15 protein-coding genes and 1 pseudogene are annotated in these 21,513 nt (G+C 39.4%); 9 read left to right on the top strand and 7 right to left on the bottom strand.

Annotation, left to right across the window (positions count from 1 at the left end):
- Positions 1 to 43: 43 nt before the first annotated feature.
- Both Q0954_RS25740 and Q0954_RS25735 read right to left on the bottom strand, forming a co-directional pair.
- On the bottom strand, positions 44 to 3,301 hold the full coding sequence (locus tag Q0954_RS25740) for a two-component regulator propeller domain-containing protein (RefSeq protein WP_299461899.1): 3,258 nt from the start codon (positions 3,299 to 3,301) through the stop codon (positions 44 to 46).
- A 483-nt stretch (positions 3,302 to 3,784) separates the two neighbouring features.
- A complete protein-coding gene (locus Q0954_RS25735) occupies positions 3,785 to 4,447 on the bottom strand; it encodes a tetratricopeptide repeat protein (protein WP_299461897.1) in 663 nt (220 codons plus the stop codon).
- 155 nt (positions 4,448 to 4,602) lie between these two features.
- On the opposite strand from Q0954_RS25735, the gene Q0954_RS25730 reads away from it, so the two are divergent.
- From Q0954_RS25730 to Q0954_RS25690, 9 genes and pseudogenes are all read left to right on the top strand, one after another.
- Complete coding sequence (locus Q0954_RS25730; protein ID WP_299461896.1) at positions 4,603 to 4,878, top strand: DUF493 family protein; 276 nt, start codon at positions 4,603 to 4,605, stop codon at positions 4,876 to 4,878.
- A gap of 402 nt (positions 4,879 to 5,280) precedes the next feature.
- Positions 5,281 to 5,646 carry a hypothetical protein gene (locus Q0954_RS25725; RefSeq protein ID WP_299461895.1) on the top strand — a complete coding sequence of 122 codons (366 nt, stop codon included), beginning with the start codon at positions 5,281 to 5,283 and terminating at the stop codon, positions 5,644 to 5,646.
- A 518-nt stretch (positions 5,647 to 6,164) separates the two neighbouring features.
- Complete coding sequence (locus tag Q0954_RS25720; RefSeq protein WP_299461894.1) at positions 6,165 to 7,118, top strand: hypothetical protein; 954 nt, start codon at positions 6,165 to 6,167, stop codon at positions 7,116 to 7,118.
- Positions 7,119 to 7,217: 99 nt separating this feature from the next.
- Positions 7,218 to 8,072: a hypothetical protein gene (locus tag Q0954_RS25715; RefSeq protein WP_299461893.1), complete on the top strand. Its 855-nt coding sequence runs from the start codon at positions 7,218 to 7,220 to the stop codon at positions 8,070 to 8,072.
- A 284-nt stretch (positions 8,073 to 8,356) separates the two neighbouring features.
- A pseudogene (infC, locus tag Q0954_RS25710) lies at positions 8,357 to 8,899 on the top strand (translation initiation factor IF-3); the annotation flags it as partial.
- A 395-nt stretch (positions 8,900 to 9,294) separates the two neighbouring features.
- Positions 9,295 to 9,489: a 50S ribosomal protein L35 gene (rpmI, locus tag Q0954_RS25705; protein WP_045114742.1), complete on the top strand. Its 195-nt coding sequence runs from the start codon at positions 9,295 to 9,297 to the stop codon at positions 9,487 to 9,489.
- A 98-nt stretch (positions 9,490 to 9,587) separates the two neighbouring features.
- A complete protein-coding gene (gene rplT, locus Q0954_RS25700) occupies positions 9,588 to 9,932 on the top strand; it encodes a 50S ribosomal protein L20 (protein ID WP_299461892.1) in 345 nt (114 codons plus the stop codon).
- 596 nt (positions 9,933 to 10,528) lie between these two features.
- Complete coding sequence (locus tag Q0954_RS25695) at positions 10,529 to 11,374, top strand: AraC family transcriptional regulator (protein ID WP_299461891.1); 846 nt, start codon at positions 10,529 to 10,531, stop codon at positions 11,372 to 11,374.
- Positions 11,375 to 11,521: 147 nt separating this feature from the next.
- On the top strand, positions 11,522 to 12,400 hold the full coding sequence (locus tag Q0954_RS25690) for a pirin family protein (RefSeq protein WP_299461890.1): 879 nt from the start codon (positions 11,522 to 11,524) through the stop codon (positions 12,398 to 12,400).
- Positions 12,401 to 12,525: 125 nt separating this feature from the next.
- Here Q0954_RS25690 and Q0954_RS25685 read toward each other — a convergent pair whose 3' ends face one another.
- From Q0954_RS25685 to ribD, 5 genes are all read right to left on the bottom strand, one after another.
- Complete coding sequence (locus Q0954_RS25685) at positions 12,526 to 13,548, bottom strand: lipoate--protein ligase (protein WP_299461889.1); 1,023 nt, start codon at positions 13,546 to 13,548, stop codon at positions 12,526 to 12,528.
- An 88-nt stretch (positions 13,549 to 13,636) separates the two neighbouring features.
- A complete protein-coding gene (locus tag Q0954_RS25680; protein ID WP_299461888.1) occupies positions 13,637 to 14,545 on the bottom strand; it encodes a DNA/RNA non-specific endonuclease in 909 nt (302 codons plus the stop codon).
- A 275-nt stretch (positions 14,546 to 14,820) separates the two neighbouring features.
- The gene (locus Q0954_RS25675) at positions 14,821 to 17,472 is read right to left on the bottom strand and encodes a WG repeat-containing protein (RefSeq protein WP_299461887.1); all 2,652 of its coding nucleotides are present in this window, start codon (positions 17,470 to 17,472) and stop codon (positions 14,821 to 14,823) included.
- 873 nt (positions 17,473 to 18,345) lie between these two features.
- On the bottom strand, positions 18,346 to 19,446 hold the full coding sequence (locus tag Q0954_RS25670; protein WP_299461886.1) for a DUF3298 and DUF4163 domain-containing protein: 1,101 nt from the start codon (positions 19,444 to 19,446) through the stop codon (positions 18,346 to 18,348).
- A gap of 65 nt (positions 19,447 to 19,511) precedes the next feature.
- Positions 19,512 to 20,579 (bottom strand): bifunctional diaminohydroxyphosphoribosylaminopyrimidine deaminase/5-amino-6-(5-phosphoribosylamino)uracil reductase RibD, encoded by a 1,068-nt coding sequence (ribD, locus tag Q0954_RS25665; RefSeq protein WP_299461885.1) that lies wholly within the window; start codon positions 20,577 to 20,579, stop codon positions 19,512 to 19,514.
- Positions 20,580 to 21,513: the final 934 nt, after the last annotated feature.

The raw sequence follows: 21,513 nt of genomic DNA, 5'->3' as shown, positions 1-21,513 counted from the left end.
AGACATCTCTCCAGAACAAGTCAATGATGCCCTAAACAGGTTTTCATTTGGTAACGAATAATCTGTAGAGTTTTAAGGTACTAAGGTAAATCAAGGTATTAGGATCACATATAACCGTATGGGCTTCTATAGTTCTTTTGTTTTGGTAAATCACCCCAATAGACACCGAACTACCCTTGATTGTGTCTAAGGTGGCACTGCCAGGTTTTATATACCATAAAGGACGTTTGGCACCCGCAAAAGTCACCTTGGTCTGTTGGTTGCCTAACGCTTCCAAGGCAATAAAAACAGCATCCATGCCATTTCTGCGCCCAGTTTCATCTTGCTTGAGCATACACCTTATTTCTATACGTAGCTGCTCTAGTATATCGGCAGGGTTGTCTGTTTTTTGGGTATTCACAATTTCATTGAGCATCGTAAAACCAATCATACTCATAAATGCTCCTGGTACCCCATGCCCGGTACAATCTATCACCCCCAATATTTTTTTATTGCCTACATTGCCCAGCCAATAAAAATCGCCCGATACCACATCTTTGGGCTTATACAAGATAAAATAATTGTGTTGAAAGGCGTCTTGCATCTTGCTTTCAAAAGGTAATATAGCTTCCTGAATAGTTTTAGCAGCTTTGATGCTTTGATTGATATGGTAATTTTTTTCTGTCAATAGCTTGTTTTGTGATTCAATGGCTTGATGTTGGGCTGTAATCTCTTCACGCTGTTGTAAAAGCTCTTCATTTTGGATTTGAATTTCTTCTTTTTGCTCTACCACCTCTTTAGTACGCAGTACCACTGTTTCTTCCAGCACTCTTTTTTGTCGTTTAATGGCATTGATCCGGTATAGATAAAAGCCCACTACTAAAAATACGGTAAAAGAAATCCACCCTAATTTGAACCACCAGGTTTGCCACCAGGCAGGCAAAATCACTAGCTCTACGCGCAAGCCTTGGGTGTTCCATACACCATCATGGTTGCTGGCTTGCACCCTAAAGTAATAGGTACCAGGAGAAATGCCAGTGTAGGTTACAAAGTTACGCTTGCCTAGGTTCCGCCACTTTTTGTCATACCCCTGTAGTTTTACCTTGTATTGGTTACGGTCTGAACTGGCATAGCTCAATGCAGCAAACTCAAACGAAAACACAGTGGCTTGTTCATAAGTAAGCACTATTTTTTTTGTGTAATTGGCAGTGTTCTTTAGCGGAGCGTCTTTCGACGGAATCACTGATTCATTTGCCAATTGAAAGTCGGTGAGCCTGATCGTTGGAATATAGTCATTGGGTTTAACCTCGGCAGGTATAAAGGCTGCTACGCCATTTTGCCCACCAAAAAACATTTCATCTGTGGTTGGGTCATGAAAAAAAGAACCTTCGCCAAAGTCATCGTTAGGCAAACCATCTTTAGGAGTATAATTGGTGAATTTTTCGGTCACAGGGTCAAACTTAGCAATGCCATTTTCGGTAGAAATCCACAATTTATTTTGTTTATCTTCCAGTATGTTGTACAGCATATTGGTAGGCAAACCGTCTTTTTGTGTATAATAGTGCAGGCGAAATTGCCCGGTTTTGTCATAAACTACTTTGGCAAGCCCATCGCCATAAGTAGTAATCCAAAGTTGTCCGGAGCGTGCTTTAAAAATTTGCAAAGGTCGGTTTTTTTTAAGCCCCACTGTATTGACAGAGTCGTACCGGTGGGCTTCTACTACTTGTTGTTTTTTAGGGTCGTACAACACAATGGCAGTACGCCCACTGATCCAAAATACCCCTTGCTTATCTTCTACTATAGAGCTTGCCCAACCATTGCCAAAGTATTTGGAGCGAACCTGACTAAACTTTTTGGTACGAATATCCAATTTATAGATTCTCCCTCCTAATGTGGTCATCCATAAAGCGTTATTTTTATCTGCCATCAAACAGTATACGCTGGTTGCCCGGCTGTACTTTTTTTCTATAAAAAAACGCTCAAACGTTTTATTTGCCTCATTGTACTTATTCAACCCACCCTTAGTAACCACCCATATTGAACCATCTTGAGCTTGCCCAATGCGCTTTGTTTGGGAATGGATCAGAGATTGGGGGTTTGCTGGCTCGTGCTTAAAGTTGGTAATTCCCCCTGTGCTTCTATTAAGATGAAAAAGTCCATTTTTTGCCGAATTGAGCCACAAACGATCACCTTTGTCTTGAAAAATACCCCATACCATATTCTCTTTCAAGGGGCTTTGGGTATAATGAGAGATATTATAGGTGCTAAACTTGGTACTTTTGCTATCGATATGATACAAACCATAGCCCGCTGTCCCTACCCACAACACCCCCGATTTGTCTTCATACATACAGCTTACTGTAATATTGTCCAAGTGAGTAGCAGGGTAAAAAAAACGTTCTATCTTTTTTGTCTTTTCATTGATCCAACACAAGCCATTTTCGGTACCTACCCATATTGTTTGCTTACTGTCTTGGTACAAGTCATACACCCTCGCCAAGTCCTGGGCAAACAATGTTACTTTACTACGTGTTTTGTTAAGCAAATACAAATGACCAACTCGTGTACCTATCCATAAGCGCCCTTGTGTGTCTTCTAATATGTTCTTGATTGATTCGGGACTATACCGAACGCTATCTGGTGCCAGTGGATAATGAGTAAAAGAAACCTTTCCGCCAGCTTGCCTCTCCATTTTTTTTAGGCCTTTGCTTGTACCCACCCAGGTAATTCCTTGACTATCGTGACATATAGCTCCTATAAAAAAGTGCTCTTTTTTTGTACCTTTAGTAGCATATAAATAACGTTGAAACTTAAGAGAATTCCGGGAGTTGGTGGCTACCTTGTTTACGCCTTTATCAGTACCTACCCATACATTGCCATCTTTGTCTTGTTCAAGGGCATTTACCCAATTATTACTCAAACTATTGGGTACTCCTTTTCGGTGTTGGGCATTATCAAACCTACCTGTTTTTAAATCCAGCCTGCTCAGTCCTTTAGATGTTCCTATCCAAATACGGTGATTTTTATCTTCCACTATTTGATTCACATAATTATTAACTAACCCTGTAGAATCACCAAAAACAGCCTTATACGCTTTAAACCGCGCCCCGTCGTAGCGGTTGAGCCCACCTGTAGTGGCAAACCACATAAAACCTTGGCTATCTTGCAGAATATCTTGTACTATATTTTGACTTAGCCCTTTTTCACTCGTAAACTTTCGTAATTTTAGTTTGTTTTTATAAACCAAAGGAATGTTAATTCTTTGTGCAGAGCTAACCACAGGTATCACTAGATAAAAAAATATCACACATATTTTCTTCATAGACAATAGAGTTTACTAAGATGACATACCTAAACCTTTGATGTGGTAAACCTCTAGTATGTATGTACCAAGACAAAATTAAATATACCTAATATACAAGTATAACTATCATATTATGAGAGAGTTATCTTTACTTGTAGCTTATAGCTAATTGCTTGCTGCTATGTACCAAGACAAAATTAAATATACCTAATATGCAAGTATAACTGTCATATTATGAGAGAGTTATCTTTGCTTGTAGCTTATAGCTAATTGCTTGCTGCTACTTAGTTAGAGGTAAAATGCTTTTACTTTTCAATCATCACTTAGGTATTTACCAACAAGGGCATAGCTCAAGGACGCACTTAAGGGGAATTGATTAGATTAACTTTGTGGCAGAAGGCAAGAAGTAGGTTAGGGTTAGACTAGGAGAGCGAAACAAATGCTTTGTAAAGTTGCCTATCTTCCGGCTATATTGAAAACACGAATTATTTACCTGATAAGTTATCGGCAAATCTTGTCCAGATTAATGATGGCTTTTTCGTTGCCTAATTCTTTCGCCTGTATCCAATCAGCACAAGCTTGTTTACTTTTGTTAAAATGGTAATAAATATTGCCTCGGTTTAGGTACGCTTTTGCCATTTTTGGGTGAAGCTCAATGGCTTTGTTAAAATCTGTCATGGCTTCTTTATAGTCTTTGATCTCCAGGTGGGCAAGTCCTTTGTTGTAGTGAATCAACGGTAAATACTTTTTAGGTGGTTGTAGGTCTAAAGCCCTTGCGTAGTCTTTAATCGCTTTTTTGTGGTTTTTCATAGCCACATAAGTCTGCGCTTTGCCTATGTAAGCATTTGCCAGCCCTGACTTAAGTTGAATTGCCTTTTCATAATCTTTGATTGCTCCTGGGTAGTTTTGAATGCGACGTTTACAGCGGGCGCGCTTTTGGTAGGCTATAGCCGAATAAGCTTGTTTTTCTATCACGGCATTGTAACTCTTAATTGCGCCTAAAATATCTCCTTTTTGATATTTTGTTTCTCCTTCCTTGAGTAACTCAGCCACACTCTTTTCAGGAGGAGCGGTATCATTTTCAGTTTGTCCTGGCACCACCGATACCCGCAGAAAAAGCAGGCAAGCAATACCCAGCAAACAAATCGTTTGGGTAAGTTTCATGAGATATAAAGGTTTGTCTGTAAGTTTTTGGTTCTTCTTCAATTTAAATACTCAAGGGTGTTTTTGCAATCTTATTGGTAAAAAAACTAATTAATGACTAGATTTGGGTAAAAAAACGTTTACATACCACTTCCTTTGAAATAACTGACAAACCTATGGGAACAGAAGAATTTTATACATCGCTACGACAAAAGCTTGAAGAAACCAACCAGTATCCAGTTATGTATATGTTCAAGTTTATTGTGCCTACCTTAACCAATAAAGCCGCTGAAATCACTGCTTTGTTTGGCAAAGACGCTAATATTACCGCCCGCCAATCGAGCAATGGAAAGTTTACCAGTATCACGGTACGATTGGTAATGTTGTCAAGCAACGAAATCATTGAAAAGTACCAACAAGTGGGCAAAATAGAAGGCGTAATTATGCTTTAAACTATATTGCATTTATTTACGAAAAACAATGTCATTATTTAACATTTTATTAAGTCGTTTAACCCCGTTAACTGCGCCTAAAGCCACACTTTAACCAACAGGTGTTCGGCAAACCCAAAGCATACTTGTAGTACGCAAGTGTAAAGCTTTGGAAAATATAAAAATATTCAAATTTTCCGGACACAATAGGATAATTGAAAGTTTTTTACTCTTATTAGGTATATAGAATGTAATAAAATTGCAATTTTGAAAGTTTATTAGTATATTTTGGTTTTAAATCTTGAAAAAATCACAAAATCATAAAAAAACAAGTTTAAAATATAAACTTGTTTTAATCCAACAAATTGAGGGGAATTAGTCCCACTTTAGTAGTTTACCTAAACCAACAAACGGAAAAATGTCATGAAAAATAAAGAACAAGGATTGGCGTGTTTCCGCAACATTTATAAAATAGCAGTAGCAGATGGCTACCTTGTCCGCGAAGAAAAAGAAATGTTGCTGGAAACCGGGCAACGAATGGGTGTAAGCCGCACCCAAGCCCGTGATATAATGAATAAGATTAACCACTTAGATTTCATTATTCCAGACGACTATAACGAACAAATGGAACACTTGGAATACATCATTCGCATGATGATGGTTGATCATGAAATTCACGATCACGAATACGAGTTGTGTTATGCTTTTGCTAAAAAGATAGGACGCAACGAAGTAATTTTGCAGAGAATGATTGACAAAGTATCTAAAGAAATGAGCGTGCTTTACTAAAAAAGCGCTATCTTTTGATGTTTTTTTGAACCCTGAACCTCACCCGTTCGGGGTTTTATGTTTATAACTGACCTACCCATTTCTTTAAGAGTCTACATTACAAACCCTCTACAAACCTAAAGCGTTGTTTATCACCCCTTACCTATTACTTTAGCAGAACAGGCTAACATTCACCCAATATCATTTGTCTTAACCGCCGTTTGCACTACATCGAATTGCTCTGTTTTACCACTATTAAATGCCTACTAATCTACGTTTAAACGCTTATAGAGTACAGGCTTTATTGTCATACAGCTTAATACTCAACTGCCAATAAAAGCCTGTCTCATTTATTTTTACCCACTGTATCACTAGAGTTGTTATTTGATTAGTCGTGGGTTAAATAAAAAAAAATAATAGCTGATTTTTATTTGATTAATAATTTTCCATATATTTAAAGCTGAAATTAGTTGAATATGAAGGCTTTAACCTTCGAAAAACAATTGTAAACTCGCGAAACCTAAAATCAATATAATATCATGACCGAGGATTCAAATTTGGATTACGATGTGGATGATCAGGACGAACCAAGAGGTGGTTTAAATGGTCAGGCTATTGGACTCGTAGCAGTAAGTATTCTACTTGTAGTAAGTTTGTTTTTTACTTACAAATACTACAAAGACTACAAAAAAGTAAAATCTACTGAAAAGGAAAAAACTGCAGCTGTAGATAGCCTTAAGGGACTAAGCTCAAGTCTGAAAGATTCGGTATCAAGTAAAACTACCGAAAACGAAGAGCTTTTGAAAAGAAAATTTGAGCTGGAAGACAAGCTTAACAAAGTAGAAGACAAGCGCGACTCAGTACAAAAGCTATTGAACAACTCTCGTTATCGTGAGCGTCGTTACAGAGTAGAGGCAGCCCGCTTAAAGAGATTGTTAGAAGATGCACAAGACAAAGTAGACTCTTTGCAAAAAGCTTATGATGAGATTTCAGCAGGTAGTGGTTCTACCCTTGCCGAATACCGTAAGCAAATTGAGCAATTGACTACTGAACGTAACAGTCTGGCAAGTCAAAACCAAACCATGCAAGCTGAGTTGAGCAAGTTGAAAAACGATACTCAAAATGCCTTGTTTGCACTTACTGTGCGTGCCATTCCTGGTGAATTAAAGCGTAATCGCTTTAGTGCTTCTACCAAAGCGCGTAATACTGACCGGATTCAGGTAGGGTTTCAATTGACCCGCGCACCAGCTGCCAACGAAAACATTGTGATTAAGTTGTTTGATGCTACTAATAAAGAAGTGCCATTAAAACCTGCTTACCGCAACAACATTGGTAAACCAACACCTACCAATCAACAAGTAATCGTGGAACCAGAGAGCGATGCCCGCAGAAAATTCTCTCGTGGCAACTACTCTATCCGTCTGTTCTTGACCAATGTAGATCAGGGAATCAACAACCAAAGTATTGGTATTGCGGAGTTCTCTTTGCGTTAAGCCACTTATATAAAGGTTGCTAAAACCTTTTCATGATATTGCCCTCAAAAGTATAAGCTGTACTTTTGAGGGCTTTTTTTATTTAATTGTTATAAACTTATGTGTCGCACATTCATTCGCATTTGTGTATTCACTTTATTTTGGGTAGGTTCTTTCAACATAAGTAAAGCACAAACCACCGCACAGCTGCAAGCCTGCTTAGATAGTTTGAAACAAGCATACCTAGCCAAAAATATTCAGCTGGATAAACAAAGAGGAATTAATAAAAAGCTCATTACAAATAAAATAAAGCTGGAATATGTCCAAGAACAAACCCAGCTTGGCAAAGATTCGCTACAATTATTACTCAATGCTGCTCGTTACCGCGAAGGTCGCTATCGGTCAGAGTGTTTAAGGTTAAAAAGATTGTTGGAAGTTACACAAGACAATGTAGATTCTTTGCAAAAGGCTTATGATGAAACTTCAGTCCTGAGTGGATTAACCCTTGCCGAATACCGTAAGCAAATCAAGCAATTGGTGACAGAACGTAATATACTTGCACAGGAAAGCATCACTTTACAAACAAAAGTCAACAGGTTCAAAAAGACCCTACCCAGCTTGTTCCCTTTTGACATAAGAGCAGTACCTGGAGCATCAAGGCGTGAGCGTTTTAGTCCAGTAAACAGGGCAAAAAACATCCAACTTATCCAAGTTACTTATCGTTTTACCTGCCCACCCGAAGTGAGTGATACAATAAACATTAAAGTATTTGATCAATCGGGTAAAAATCTCCCTGTAAAGGTATACTTAAGTGTGCCCTGGAGCCCCACCAGTAGGTTTGAACGGGTAATATTAGATGTAACCAGGATAAAATGGTTGCCCGGAAGATATACCATTAAACTATACCGACACAACCATCAAAAAAATATGGAAAACCAAGAAGTAGGCTTGACAATGTTTATTGTAAGACAATGATGGTTGATATTTTTACTGCAAAAGGTAAAACAATCTTGTGATTTGATTGTATACTATATATTTGTAGAAGGTAATGGGTTACCACCCTCTATGCTAGAGCATTAATAAAAACAAAAGCAAAGTTTTATATCATTGTTTTGTTGTTAGGCTTTGATTTCAACGAAAAAAACTTGTTTTTTGTACTCAAATCATTATATTGTTTTAGAGTAAGTTTGAGTTTAAACCACCCTTAAACCATCTTTATCTTGATATAATTTTATTCACACTAAACCAAGGAGGTAAATATTAGCAGACAACCCAGAAAAAGGGGACCTCGCGGAAGACGCGAAGAACCTTACAAAGTTAATGAAAGAATTAAGGCTCCAGAGGTAAGACTCGTAGGAGACAATGTAGAGCAAGGGGTATATCCAACCAAAAAAGCACTCGACATTGCAAGGAACCAAGGATTAGATTTGGTAGAAATTTCTCCAAAAGCAGCACCCCCTGTTTGTAAAGTCATAGACTATTCTAAGTTTCGTTACGACCAAAAGAAAAAGCAAAAGGAACTCAAAGCCAAAGCTCAGAAGGTGGTAATGAAAGAAATTCGCTTTGGTCCTAATACCGATGAACACGATTTTAACTTTAAGCTCAACCACGCCAAAAACTTTCTCGAAAGTGGCGCCAAGCTTAAAGCTTATGTTCACTTTGTAGGGCGTACCATTGTTTTTAAAGAACGTGGTGAACAGTTGTTGTTAAAGTTTGCACTTGAGCTTGAAGATTACGGTAAAGTAGAGCAGCTTCCAAAGCTTGAAGGTAAAAGAATGAGCATATTTTTAGCTCCTAAAGTTACCAAAAAACCTACAAAACCGAAACAAGATGCCCAGGCAACAACGAAAGACAAGAAAAACAAAAGGAATAAAAATAAAGAAGGGCAAGAAGATGCTGACAAAGCCGCAGAAGCGGATAAGGACGCAAAGGCTACTACAGATGCAGAAACTACTCCAAAAAGTGAGTCTGCAGACAAGCAACCCAACCCTGAGAAAAGTTAATATCTTAGAAGATATTTTGCAAACAACCTGATGAATTTTGAGCCATTTATTGATTCAAATCAAGTCAGGTTGTTGTTTTTTATATACTCACCTGCGTTTGGCTGTAGCATAATTTATAAAAATCTCTCAGGTTTCCCTGTTTTTTTTGTTAACTTTGCGAGCTCAAATTCAAAGCCATTCGATTAAATTGTTCGATCATGAAGGTTAAGAAAAATTCAAGCGCGAAAAAACGCTTTAAACTTACGGGTACTGGCAAAATCAAAAGAAAAAAAGCCTTTAAAAGACACATTCTTACCAAAAAAGGAACCAAGCAAAAAAGACGTTTGGGACAAACTGGTTTGGTAGACAAAGCTGATGAGAAATTGGTTAAAAGAATGTTGAATCTTTAAGATTCCCGATTTTTAACAACAACTTTTTTATTTCACCTGATGGCTGGCATAAAGCATCGCAGTACGTGATCGCCAGTTGTCGTAATTAGTAATTTAGCATGCCACGTTCAGTAAATGTAGTAGCATCTCGTCGTCGTAGAAAAAAGATGATGAAAGAAGCCAGAGGTTACTTTGGCCGCCGGAGTAATGTTTGGACAGTTGCAAAAAATGCAATAGAAAAGGGAAGAGTATATGCTTACCGAGATAGAAAGGTAAAGAAGCGTAACTTCCGTGCTTTATGGATTCAGCGTATCAATGCTGGAGCTCGCATTCACGGTTTGTCTTACTCTCAGTTTATAGGGAAACTGCACGCAGCCGATATTGAGCTAAACAGAAAAGTGTTGGCTGACTTGGCAATGAATCATCCTGAAGCTTTCAAAGCAGTGGTTGATAAAGTAAAGTAAGCGCATAATATTACCTTATAAAGGCAAAAGGATGAAAACCAGAGGCTTACCTCTTTTTTCATCCTTTTTTTTATGTCTTTTTGACAAATATATTCCTAATACCCCACCAACCAAATGCCACCCCTCCCCTATTTAAACATACACTTCTTCTTTTAACTAATAAGTAAACCTACAAAAATAATCTGAGCCATAAAACGGTATCTTTGCCGAGTGGACTTCCTCAAAAAACAGTTCCATAGCTTAGGCTATGCAAAGGTTTTTTGACTCGCCTACTCAACAAATATTTTGTTTTATTGGCACATCTTATTTTTTCCGCTTTACTAAATTCATAACCCACTGAAAATAAACGTACGATGAATTATTAACTCCCCATAAACCGAATCTATTTCTAATTTATCGGGGCAGCAGCTTGCTATGATGAGCTCAACGGGGTTACACAGGGTTTGTTTAGTGGAGGTTATGCCGACATTTTGCTTGTGGGGCACCGCTATTCATCGGTATCTAAGGACTTGCGGCTTGTCGCTTAAAGCTTTCCCCTGCCACGCAAACTGTTAAACATGTACCGAGGTTCTGAGTTATCTGATAAAAAAACCTCCATGCAACAACGTAAACACCACATTAATTTTGATCTTCAACAAATGGAAAACATCTATGAGGCAGCTCAAGGCTCTACCGATGTACCACACCGTCACGATTATTACACAATTATGCTGGTAGAAGTTGCCAAGGGTAAGCACGTAATTGACTATCAGTCGTATGTTTTTATGGGGTGTGAAGTGTTCTTTGTTAACCCTGGACAAGTACACCAGGTGGCTTTGCAAGCCCAACCCAAAGGTTGGGTGATTACGTTCTCACGCGATTTTCTGGTTGAAAATAACATCCCCGAAAGTTTTATCTCCAATATCAATCTTTTCAGGCAGTTTGGCGACGCTCCTCCGCTTTCGCTGGATGAAGAGACCTTTGCTCGGTTAAAAAATCTTATTGTAGAAATGCAGGCTTGTTTGCCAAGCTCGTTTCATTACCGCAACCGTGCCTTGGGTGCATTGCTTCAGTTGTTTTTGATCTATTGTAGCAATAGTTGTTTGTTAGACACTACCCAACTCGACGAAGAAAGCAACGGGGTATGTATTTTACGCGAGTTTAAAAAACTGGTTGAGCAGCGTTATCAACAATGGCACAAAGTGGGTACTTATGCATCCGAAATTCCTATATCGCCTAAACACTTGAGTCATACGGTAAAAAAATTGACGGGTAAGACTGCCAAAGAGTTTATTCAGGATAGGCTGGTACTTGAAGGTAAGCGTTTATTGATTCATACAGGGCTTAATATCAAACAAATAGCCTATGAGCTAGGGTTTGAAGAGCCTCTCCACTTTAGCAATTTTTTCAAAAAAAAAGCCCAGGTTTCCCCTTCTAAATTTAGGCAACAAAAAAAGAGATAAACTCATTTTCCGACTTTTTTATATAATTGGGTCATTTTTTTATATCTCTTTAGAGTCAGGCATGTAGCATCTTTGTAATGTAATTAGCTGCAAGTAGACATCACTCACTGATGATCTACTTATTAAAAAATCAACACCAAAAATGTCATGAACAGAAAAAAGTTTTTACAGAAATCGTTGCTGGGAGCCGCTGGAATGGTGGCGGGTTATTCATTGTTAGAAGCCAAAAACACCCCAACGGTTCAATCAACTTACCATCAACTCATGGCTCAGGTAGGTTTTAATCATTTACCAAATAAAGAGGAGAAAACTATGAACACAGTATTGCACAAAGCCGACACAAGAGGACACGCTAACCACGGATGGTTGGATAGTCACCATACATTTAGTTTTGCCAATTATTACAACCCCGACAGAATGAATTTTGGGGTACTACGAGTACTCAACGATGACATAGTATCGGCGGGGCGGGGGTTTGGCACCCACCCACACGACAACATGGAAATTATTTCTATTCCACTGGCGGGCAATCTGGAGCACAAAGACAGCATGGGCACTACGTCGGTAATCAAAGAAGGAGACATTCAGGTAATGAGTGCTGGAACAGGGGTTTATCATAGCGAATATAACCAGAACAAAGATGAGGAAGTGAGGTTTTTACAGATTTGGGTTTTTCCAAATACGCAAAATGTAACCCCACGTTATGATCAGATTTCGCTGCAGGCTATAGAGAAACACAATGCATTTTATCAAATACTATCGCCCAATAAAGACGACCAAGGGGTATGGGTACACCAAGATGCCTGGTTTAACATGGGCAAGTTTGACAAAGAGGCAAAAGACACTTATCGACTAAACAAAGCTACCAATGGAGTGTATGCTTTTGTCTTAGAAGGAGAGGTAACCATTGGTGGGCAACAGCTTAGTAAAAGAGATGGTTTTGGGGTGTGGAATACCCCCCAGATAGAGGTTGAAGCCAACAAAGCAGCGAAGGTATTATTGATGGAAGTACCAATGCAGGCATAACGTGTGGTGATAAAACCTATAGCAGTGAAAGGGGCATCGGTTTGTTGGTAATGTCTAACAAAACCGCTTGCCCCTTTTCTTTCTAAATTTCGTAATCCTCTTCAATATACCATATTTCTAACACATTATTGCCACACCAATTGCAAAATTTGGTTTTCTTTGATGTTTAATTTATCCTCCTCAATATTTGCAGTGGCAATGGCTTTTTTGAGGCTGTTTTTATCAAACTTGACCTGAGTAAGTGTTTTAGCCAATTGAGCAAGCATCGCCTGCAATTCGCTATGGTGTGCTCCTTCAAAATTTACTCCTTGTATGTGCCCTTTCTTAATATCTACTGTAGCAGCCAGGGTACCCCAATCAAATTGGTGTGTTTTATGAATGCTACATTTGGGCGATCGGGCGTAGTTCCATTCCCAGGTATTATATTTCTCTTTTACCAATTTATTTACCACCTCCCAATCGTCTTGGGTAAGGGTATAAGTGGGTATTGTAGAGACTTCGTTGGGCTGGGTTTTGAAAATGTACTGAAGCAATACTTTTTTAAACTCTTCCATATTCAACCTGCTTTGCTGTTCGCTGCTCAGGTATTCGTACACGTTGGCCACTGGGCTACGTACCGATTTTATACTCTTGGATTGAATGGTGGTTGTTTTGGCTTTGAGCGATTGTGAGAGGTGAATAATTTCAGAGTTGAATAGCAGCGTTCCATGGCTTACCATACGTTTGGTGGTAGAAAACTGGGCATTGCCTGATATTTTTTTACCTGCTGCCATCAAATCATTACGAGGGCTTATTTCGGCGGGTACTCCCAGGCTTTGTAAGGCCTCTACTATAGGATCTAAAAAATAGTGGTAGTTGTTGAGTTTAGACGAGTCGTGAGGCACCAAAAAACTAAAATTCAGGTTGCCCAAATCGTGGTATACAGTCCCCCCACCCGACACCCTACGCACTACTTTGATGTTATTTTGTTGTACAAAGTCTACATTTACTTCCTCATAGATGTTTTGATGCTTACCCATAATCACTGATGGTTCGTTGACATACAACATGAGGTATTCATGATCGGGAGCAAAATTGCGTAGTACGTGTTCTTCAATTGCCAGATTTATCCTTGGGTCATTAATCCCTTGATTATCAATATAAAACATAAATTATACGTCTAAACCTACAAAAGCCCGATAACCAACATAGGCTATCAGGCTATTTTATTTTTTATCTTATTTTTTGCCAACTTAATTAGTCAAACTTCCAGCCTTTGAGTGAGGTAGAAGCTTCTAGTTTTTTCTCTAAATCATCGGGGAGATTCGGAAAGAAGTCAATCCCGGTTATTTCTTCTACTTTATCAATGCTTACTACAAAACTACTCAAAGGTTTGTCAGAACCCTCATTTTTCATCAAAAAAGCAATGGCTTTGATCTCAGGTTCTTCTAGGTCGAGTAAAATTTTATAGTAATATTTGGGCACGCTTACTTTGGTTTTGCGCCCAATTTTGCGAAAGCGCCCCCCTTTGAGCACTGGTCCAGTAACTATATAGTATGCCTTGTCTTTGCGTACATTTTCTCTTACCTGTTCCTCTAGCGATTTCCAGATGCCCCGGTTAAATCGGGGTTTTTGGGGGCTCATGTTGCTCATGTAAAAACTTTCTGCCATGGCTTTTTTTGAAAATTTAAAATCAGCCGCAGGTGCCAGGTGTCCCCTGTCATATCCCGAACCAGAATAGTCTGAATGGCGTGCAGTGCGGGTGGTTACACTTGGGTCGGGTATAAACCTATCTTCGCGCTCTGCCCTGCCTCTGGTTTCACGGGCTTCGAGCTTATAAGCTACCCAGGCAGCTTGTTCGTGTCTTTCGTCATACCCCAAGGCAAAATGTGCGTGGCGGGTTACTTTATAGCTACTTGCCGGAATTTCGAGGCTTTCAGTTTTTATATCTTTTACTGAAGTAGTAGTATTAGAGTCATCCGATTGACTGTTGTTATTACCAGTACCATTATTATTGTTTACTTCTTCTGTATAGCCTTTTTCTTTGTTTCTGGCAGCATCTACCATATCCTTGAATCCACCAAGATTAAACACATACGCTACCACACCAAGCGCCATCAATAATATAAACAAATAGCTAAAACCGCTTCTTTTTCTTTTTGCCATAATTGTATTTTAGGTTCGTAAAAAAACAATAAATCTGAAAATAGATAATCTCCTGCAAGATACAGTTTTTTAGAAAATATTGAGTAGTTAAGGAGTTCTAAGCACTTAGCCACAAGGAGTATTAAGTGGGCTCAGCGCTTTATTTTTGTTCTAAAAAAATGAGGCATCGTTTGATATTGCCTCAATCGATGCCTCAGCCACAAGGACTTGCAAAATATACTGACAATTAGCAACAGACCTAATAATGGAATTTTTACGCCTGTTGCCTCAAGGGGTTAATACTCCTCGCACAATATCTTGTGGTAATCGCCTTCCTGCATAATTTTATTCCAAATCACCTTCTTTTGGTGGTTGATATAACTCACCACAAAGCTTTTGCCTCCGGCGTATTGACGTTCGGTAAAAAACATAGGTGTTTCGCGGCTTCCTAAGTTATAAATCAAGTCGTATTCCATAGGAATTAACAACCCTCGCTTGTTGCTCAAAATACCAAACTTCACCTTAGATACCAAAGCAATGATTTCATCACCCTCTTTTTTTAAGTACTTTATATCATTAAAGTCTTGAGTTTTGAGGCGTTGTTTGGTAATGAAATTAAACAAAAACCAATGACCCACTTCATTTTTTATCAAGGCTATGCTGTCTGTCCAATACTCTATTTTTTGGTATTTAGCTGCTACCATATCTTTACCCTGGTCATCTACCAAGCCAAAACCATGGCTTTTTTTCACCACAAACAAACGGTTACTATCACTCGTACTATAAGGGCGTGGCAACGAGGCATACTTAGGTTCTAATTTTATTTTACGCTGGTGATGATATAAGCCAAACTTCCGGTTGAGCAACAACCCCTGGTACCCTCCTTTGAGGTTGCTAATGCCTTGGTATCTAATGGGTAACACTACTTTTCGGTTGGTATCTACCAAGCCATACCTACCATAACGTTTTACACTAAACAAATCATCTGCAAGTATCAAAATATCGTCGTATACTGCTGCCAGCATTTTTTTACCCTTTTGGTTATATAACCCTTTTTTGCGGTAACGGGTTTCTACCTGAACAAAAGGTTGAGCATCAGGGTAATTGCCCCTTTCTCCCTTGATAAACCTGTAAGGTGATAGGTTCAGCGGCTTTTCTCGCCCTTTGATTTTGGCAAGCACCTGTTTGCCTTTAAAAGTAAGCAATACATTGCCAATAAATACTAAAGAGTCTCTCTTGAATGGTTCCAGAGTATCGCCCACTACACTTAAAGCCCCCCATTTACCCTGTTTTTTTGCTACAAAAAACCGATCGTGTGGGCTGGCCATTTCAAAGAAAGTTTTAGAAAGCAATCCTCCTTTGCGTTTGTACAACTGCCAAGCGGTAGAGTCTGAAGTACGGGCTGCCCAACCCACGCGTAAATCTTTGATTTGGGTAAACTTGGGCGGCAATACCAATTGTCCAGTGGTGTCAACTACTCCTTGCTTCTCTTGGTCAAGTACTTTGATGTAAGCCCCTCCAATCCAGTCTACTTCATCATACATGAGCTGTAGGCTAAACTGCTGTTTCAAAAACTGGTCAAATACCTGACTGTTTTTTATCAGTGCATAGCGGTTGTCTTTACGGAACAACACAAAACTGTTGGCTTTTTTATCTATTTCTGAAAAATTACAATCTACAATTAGTTTCCCGTTGAGGGTAGCTACTCCCCACATTCCGTCGCGATACACCCTCAGAAAATATTGATTGAGTACTTCTATTTTATCGTATACTGTAGGCAAAATCGGAAAACCAGATTGATGAAAGGCACCACTCATCCCATTTTTTACTACCTTAAATACCCCATCTGTCAACACCTCTACCTGATCGTAGTATACCGGAATCAAAGTTTTTCCTAATTTGTCTATTACTCCTGTCAGGTTATTTTGCCTTACCATGATAAAACGGTCTTGAATACCTTCACACAAATAGTCTTGATAAATCTGCTTGTATTTAATAGGAATACGTAACCCTCCTGCCTGGTCGATAAAACCATACCTGCCAGCTTCCAGAATAGGAAAATACTGTAAACTGTCTACTTCCAGCAATTGCTGCACATAGGCAATGCGATGGTAGTTGCCAAATTGTTGATAAAACTGTCTTAGTTTGCCCTCGTTTTGGTACATACTCATGAGCCAGTCTCCGGCAGTTTTGGCAGCAGTACTATTGGCGTATTTTTTCATAAACCACTCATAAGTAGCTTTTTGATGATTGACCGATACCAAATCAAACACTTGGTTGACTGCTGAGTCACGGTATACGCTTTGAGGGTTATTTGCCAAAAAAGCTTCTAAGTTTTTTAGCGTGGCAGGGGTAGTTTCGGCTTCGTACACAAAAAAATCTATCCGTGTTTGTGCTTCGGCTACCTGACTTGCTTTGGGGTAGGTTTTGATAAAACTTTGATAACCTGCAATGCTGTGCAGAGCCTGGGCATTGTTCCAGGCAAGTTGGTTACGCAATTCAATCGCTTTATTTAACTCACGAGCAGTAGTAAATCGCTCTACATAAGTTTGATAGGCAGTGATGGTATTTTGACTTTTTGCCAAACTAAACGCTACGCTTTCTACCTTGCGACGATGGCGCTCTATAGAGGTAAGCGTAATGCCTACTTTTGCCCAAGTAGTGGAGTCTCCTTTGTCTATTTGGGCATAGTGAGACAACGATAGCATAATGTGGGTATAGGATGAATCTACCTGATAGGCAGGGTTTTCTTTAGTTAAAAAGTATAGCGCATATATGTAATGCGCCCCGGCATTGATGGCTTGTTTGCCAATGGCACGGTCAAGCAATGACTTGGTTTTATCATATCGGCCTTTCTGCAATTGCTTATAGGCACTGGTTACCCGGTCGGCAAATCCTTGACTTGTCAATAGGGCAACCAAACACGCAATGATTCCTAATTTTCTCATTTGTTTTTATCTCTAGCGGCTAGTACTCTGATTTCTAAATAGGTAAAGCAGAGATTATACTTAAACAAAAATGGTTTTGAGGATGGATTTTGACTAATTGTCTGAATACCAACATTAATCAACCGAAGCTACAGCTTTGCTGTGCTGAGCTCTGCTTCAGCTAATCCTGTAAATCTTAAAATCACTTTAATCCTAGTATAACTTCGTTGAGCTCGACCTAAAACCCTGCAACTTTGATAAACTTTGTGCTTTGGTGATCTTCAAAATTTATTCCCCAAAAGAAACTAACAAGTAGTTAAGTGATTCCTCACAGAGTATTTTTTTAAGAGAAGCCAAAGGGCAAAAGGTGCAGAATAACACTTTATGTGTTTAATGTTCAGAGTACTAATCAAGGTACAAGTCCATGGGTATCAACCATTGAACAAAATGAAGGTAAGGGGCATTGCCCCCCGGTTTTACCTACATCACAGCACTACAATGAGCGCCTTGCACCTTGTGGCAAAGTATCAAATAGATATTTGCTCAAGCACTTGCCTGGGCAGATGCTTAGCCTTTATGTTATAGATTCCAGTTAATTGAAAGCAAATTTAATGAACAGTCGGCATAATGTGCCGATCCTGTTTTATTTTATAATAATTGTTTACAATACTCCGCAGTGATTTTCGTCAAAGTTGTTTGCTGGTGATCAGTTATTGATGAATTTAAAAACTATTTAATTGGGTGTTTAGGCGTAAAGCCAAAACACTTTTAAAATAAAGTGAGTAAGCAGTCTTAATATACGCCACTGGTTTACAGCATTTAACAAGGTGAACATTTACTCGAATCAGCTATGGACTATTGTGTTTAAGCAGGCAAGAGAAATACATCAGAGGTTTAACGAAAAAACTTTTTTGCTACCGATTTTCGCTGGATATACCGCCTAAGTTTTTTGTAGGGTATTACTACAGTGCGAGCCCCTGCCACGTAAGGAGCTATTTCGTATACATTGTAAAAAAATGCCACACCGTCGGGGCGGAAATAAAAGTTTTTGGGCAACGGGCATTCGTTCTTAAACAGCCCCAACTTAGTAAGTGGAGCATCTGACTTTAGCCCATAGTCTTTTCTCATTTGTTTGGCAATCAACTGTTTGACAGGTCCTTCGAAGCCAGGAATGAACACATCCTTCATTTTAATTATTTGCCCGGTACGTAGGTCAAACGATGTAAAGCTACTATTGTAGTAGCCATGGGCTCCTCCACTAAACCCATTGAGATTGTACTCAAGAGTCAAAATGTTTTTGTCATTGGTATTAATTGTCGTAAGGTGCTCTTCATAATAGCCATAATTGTCGCCAAAACCTCTTGCTTTTTTATCCTCCAGATAGTTTTTTATGAACTTGGCAGCCCGCTCTTGTGGGTTTCTCAATATGTTTGACTGAATATAATCATTGATGGTTTGAGCTACTGCTCCTCCTTTGACTATTGGATACAAAAATGACACTGCGGCTCCACGTGGAGCTTTTTCACCAAACATGGTCGTTTCATCCATCCATTGCATCTCTACCTCTTTCCTTCCACTTTTATAAGTTTCATCAAGTTCAAAAGGAAATGATTTGGTGCCTCCAGCAGCTGTCCAGGTGCCAATTAGTTTTTTTTGGTCAGCATTCCATCTTCCCGAAAAAGCGCCTGTTTTTATATATTTACCCTTTATCCTTATGCCTCCCTCTATCAACATACTACCGTTGTCTTTCCAGGTACCTTTTGATAAAATGACATAGTTTCTATGTCTGGTGTAATGATAATACCCCGACAAGTTATTTTTAACCGACTTGCTGCGCTTACGCTTATTGAGCAGCATTTTTATTCTATGTCTGCCGTTGATTTTACCCTCCAAAACCTTGTGTGAAAAGTCGGAGGGTCTGAATTGTGCCTGACTGCTCAATGCTACCAGCATGAGGCATCCAGCCAACATCATGTAAGTAAAAAATCTTTTCATAATTGTTTATTTTTTGATGCTTTTATAATTTTTAAAACTAACCCCCAACTGATCAAATTATTGTTCTAACTTGTGGTAATAGGGCGGTATTCATAATAAAAATCATCCATTATACGCTCAGTATTCACCAAATGCCCTTGGACTTTGGGGGCTTTGATGCCTTCATGAAATACAGTTTGGGTACTTTTAAATACCCTTGCCTCATCCCACATGTTTTGCTCTATCAATAGGTTAATCAAAGTACTGCCTCCTTCTACAATCACTGAACGTATGTTTTTTTCATATAAATCAAGTAATACTTCTTCCAAAAACTTATCCTTGTCGAGCTTTACAAACTCCAGGTTAGACGCCTGGCTACGGCTAAGCTGATTGTATACCAAAGTAAGTTGTTGTTGATTATATAAATGGAGGTTGGAAGGTAACTTCAAACGACGATCAATCACTACTCTTGCCGGGTTGCGCCCTTTCCACAAACGAGCGTTTAATTTAGGGTTGTCGTAACGTGCCGTGTTGCTGCCTACCATAATACTATCTTCTTCGGTGCGCCATTTGTGCACCAGCATACGCGACATTTTATTGCTAATCCACTTCGATTCATAGTTTTTTCGAGCAATAAATCCATCGGCAGTTTCTGCCCATTTAAATATCACATAAGGGCGTTGCTTGAGCAATCCAGTAAAAAAACGCTTATTTAACTCTTTGCCTTGGGCTTCCAGAATGCCTACTGTTACCTCAATACCTGCCATGCGTAGTTTTTCCAGTCCTTTGCCGCCTACCAGGGGGTGCGGATCTCGGTTGCATACCACTACCCGTTTTACCTGGTGTTTTGTCAATAAGTCGGCACAGGGAGGGGTTTTACCTTGGTGAGCACAAGGCTCAAGGGTAACGTATACAGTGGCTTCAGATAGTAAAGCCTTATTTTCCACTGCATTTACAGCATTTACTTCAGCGTGGGCTTTGCCATAAAATCGGTGCCAGCCTTCGCCTATTATTTGCTCTTGGTGCACAATCACACAGCCTACCATAGGGTTAGGGCTCACTTTACCCGCTCCCAATACAGCAAGGTCAAGTGCTCGTTGCATAAATTTTTCATCTACTTGTTTTTGCCCGTTATCTTGCATTTGTTGGCTCATATTTACATAAGTTACGCTTGAACCTCCAAATTAGTTAAATCGCACAAAATGGCATATACATTTAGTTAGAAAAAGTGTTTAAGCACTTTTTTAATTGATCCTACACTGCTCTTACGCCGTTGCTTGTGTCTTCACAAGCAACCAAAAGACAGTGCATCATTAATAATCGCAGAATAACCTTCTACGCTCATTTTTCTACGCCGTTGCTTGTGTCTTCACAAGCAACCAGTAGCAAAAAATCTCAAAATACTTCCTCAGGTGTTGGTCTTAAGGCTTTAGCCAGACCAACACACTTGCAAACCCTAAAGTTAGCTATGAGGCTTTTCAAAAATAAGTTGGTTTGAAAGTTTTCGTGTAGCATTGCTCAGGTCACCCTGCGGTAAGACCTTCGCGGGGAGGAGTGCTCTTCCTCAGGCGTTGGTCTTAAGGCTTTAGCCAGACCAACACACTTGCAAACCCTAAAGTTAGCTATGAGGCGTTTCAAAAATAAGTTGGCTTGAAAGTTTTCGTGTAGCATTGCTCAGGTCACCCTGCGGTAAAACCTTCGCGGGGAGGAGTGCTCTTCCTCAGGTGTTGGTCTTAAGGCTTTAGCCTGACCAACGCACTTGCAAACCCTAAAGTTAGCTATGAGGCGTTTCAAAAATAAGTTGGTTTGAAAGTTTTCGTGTAGCACTGCTCAGGTCACCCTACGGTAAGACCTTCGCGGGAGGTAACGATTTGAATTGAATTTACTTCCTCAAGTGTTGGCCTTAAGACTTTAGCCTGACCAATGCTTGACAACTCTAGAGCTAATTGTGAGGCGTTTCAAAAATAAGTTGGTTTGAAAGTTTTCGTGTAGCACTGCTCAGGTCACCCTGCGGTAAGACCTTCGCGGGAGGTAACGATTTGAATTGAATTTACTTCCTCAAGTGTTGGCCTTAAGACTTTAGCCTGA

The organism is uncultured Microscilla sp., assembly GCF_947493425.1.
Classification (GTDB): Bacteria; Bacteroidota; Bacteroidia; order Cytophagales; family Microscillaceae; genus Microscilla.
Note: the sequence above shows the minus strand (reverse complement) of the source record. Positions and strands in the feature narration are given on the sequence as shown.